General features: G+C 30.4%; 2 protein-coding genes. Both read right to left on the bottom strand.

What is annotated here, in order from left to right; genetic code table 11:
- Window positions 1–445 (bottom strand): protein rep (locus tag CD155_RS09775; RefSeq protein WP_180991835.1); only part of this gene is annotated, 445 nt, incomplete at its 3' end.
- A 442-nt stretch (window positions 446–887) separates the two neighbouring features.
- Window positions 888–1,445: a hypothetical protein gene (locus CD155_RS09770; RefSeq protein WP_103213218.1), complete on the bottom strand. Its 558-nt coding sequence runs from the start codon at window positions 1,443–1,445 to the stop codon at window positions 888–890.
- Window positions 1,446–2,841: the final 1,396 nt, after the last annotated feature.

Raw genomic sequence — 2,841 nt, 5'->3', positions numbered from 1 at the left:
GATAGTCATCACGTTCCGCATTATACGTGACTTCTAATTTACGAACATAACCTTTCGTAATAGACTTAATCTTTTTACGCTCAATCATCTTTTTAAATGACTTATTATACTTTTGTATTTCACCTTCTAAATGCTCAGCTGTAACATTTGGTGTCGTAAGCGTCAAAAATATAAATGATTTTGACTCCTCTTGTTGAATATACTGCATCATCAACGACAGCCCTAACGCATCTTTACGTGCTTTACGCCACGCACACACCGGACAAAATCGATTTTTACATGGATTTGCTTTGTATAATTTTTTCTTATCTAATGTTTTATCAGCCACAAAATTCAAAAACGTATTACAGTTTTTAATCAAATCCATTTGCCCCTCTTTAACATGTCGATGAATAAATTTTTGAAATACTTGATTTCTTTGTTTTTTCTCAGTATACTTTTCCATATATTAAATCACTGTAAAAACAACTAAGTTGTATACAAAGTTTTATAACAAAAAAAGTTGCTTTTTCTCCTTTCATGTAAAGTTTTGGTTAGGTCACCATAAACTCTACTATACTAGGTACGAAAAAGCAACTTTTTTTGTGCCTGAAACCATATATGACAAGGGATTAAATGCTATCGTCCTAAATCGAAATAGTTACCCTTATTATCAAGATAAGAAAAGACTCGTTTCACTCGTCTTAAAAACGTAAAAAAAAGCACCTAAAATTAGGTGCTTTTTTGCTAAAACATTTATTTATCTTCTCGAAATACAAATAAATTTAAAAATAATAAAAATACCGGTGGAAATATAAAAAATAAGGATAAGAATCCAATAGTAAATGGCAGAGTTATACACGCTAACAAAATGCCAACAATCATTAGCAAAATAGTTTTACCTTTTTTTAATCGAAACAACTAGCAGCTGCTCCTACCATTCCAGAAGATACACCACCTATTACTCCACCAATAGCAGAACCAACTCCTACAGAAACTGGTGTTGCACCAATAGCTCCATATCCTGCACCACTAGCAGCTCCACCACCAGCGCCACCTAGTGCAGAACCGCCAGTACCTAAGGCACATTTTTTCCAATTAGTTTTGCGCTCAGCAGTTCCACTATCCTCAGATAATTTAACATCTCCCACTATGTTATTATCAACGATTTTATAACTAACGTTAGCTTGTTTATTATTTTTATTTTTAACTTTTACAGGTAATTTCTCAGACTTACCAGTATTTTTATCAACTATAGTGGCTTCGCCATCCTTAACTTTACCTTCAGCATATTTATTAGGCACAACTTTAAATTGTCCATCATTAATTTTAACAACTTTAACTTGAGCTTTAGTAGATTTTTCTTCTTGAGCATTTACACTATTAACGTGATAGTCAGCTATTCCAACGCTTGAAGTAAATAATAATCCTGTAACAGATAGTGAAGCTAATAGTTTTTTATACATTAAGTAGACCCCTTTCAAAATGTAAACAGACCCTTATTAAACATCCCCACACACACTTTATCATAATATCGCTTTATTCCAATTCCTTTATTGACGTTGAGCCTCCGAACCCTTAACAATCCCTAAACTTGTCGAATCGTCGGCTTAATAGCTCACGCTATGCCGACATTCGTCTCCAAGTTTAGTTAAGGGTTCTTCTCAACATCAATAAATTTTCTCGGCATAAATGCTCTGTTATAATTGAATCAGTGGTCTTTCTCTAATTATCATTAATTCCTTTCTTTTTTTCCGTTTTAAAAGCCACATTCTTTTGTGGCTTTTTTTAATGTCTTTTTAGTACTATTTTTTAAAACGCTTCTAAAAACACCCTCTCTTTTCTTCTGAGAAGTTATAAAATTTTAGAAACTCGAATATTTTTTAGAACAACCTCGAAAAAATAATTTCAAAATCTGAAATAAAATCACAAAATATTTTCAAACTTCGACGAAAAAATTTAGAAACGTGACTCAAAAATTTTAAAAGCTCTAAAAAATTTTTTGAGTCATTTCAAAAAAATAATTCAAAAACTCAAAACGAAATCTAAAATTTTTCCAAAGATCGACTCAAAAAAAATTAACACCTGAAAAAATTTTTAGACCAACTTCAAAAAATAATTTCCAAAATCGAAATGAAATCACAAAACTTTTTTCAAAGTTTCACGAAAAAATTTGAACACGTCTCCAAAAAAATTTTAAAATCTAAAAAATTTTCATCAAACACGGGTCAAAAAACACTAAAACTATCAGTTAATACTTCTAATTCATGGTGTATAATGACACTACAAACAAAGCAAAGAGCATAAGGGAAACGTGCACAAATTTGGTACGTTTCACGTACCAAGATTTGCTATAAGCATTGATTTGACAGTGTCAAATGGGTTTCCAAAATGATGCGCTAAAAAAGGGCCTTACGTACGCTAAACGTACTAAAAACGTACTCGAAACGTACCAATAAAAACGTACGTTTTTGGTACGTTTTTTGATTTTGCTAAGTAAAGAACATCCAAATTTTTTTAAGACTCTACAAAAATTTTTGAACATGCACTCAAAAAAATTCCAAAGCTAAAAAAATTTTTAGAGCAACTTCAAAAAAATTATTTCAAAAGTCGAAACAGAATTAAAAAATTATTTTCAGAGTTCGACAAAATTTTTTTCAACATGAGCTAAAAAAATTTTAACGCCTGAAAATTTTTTAGACCAACTTCGAAAAATAATTTTAAAAGTTAAAAAGAAATCTAAAATTTAAAGTCGTGAATAAAAATAAAAAAACGCTCACTCTTTTTTGAGTCAGCGTTTTATTTTTTATATGTCTGCTTCAATTTCATTTATCATTTTTTGATTCACTTCTCGTTTTTCTT

This window comes from Staphylococcus caprae (assembly GCF_002902725.1).
In the GTDB taxonomy this organism is placed as follows: domain Bacteria; phylum Bacillota; class Bacilli; order Staphylococcales; family Staphylococcaceae; genus Staphylococcus; species Staphylococcus caprae.
This window is presented reverse-complemented; position numbering and strand designations above follow the sequence as displayed.

Bases quoted from the DNA above. Each gene is read 5' to 3' on its own strand.
- CD155_RS09770 (WP_103213218.1), bottom strand. From the start codon at position 1,445: ATGTATAAAAAACTATTAGCTTCACTATCTGTTACAGGATTATTATTT.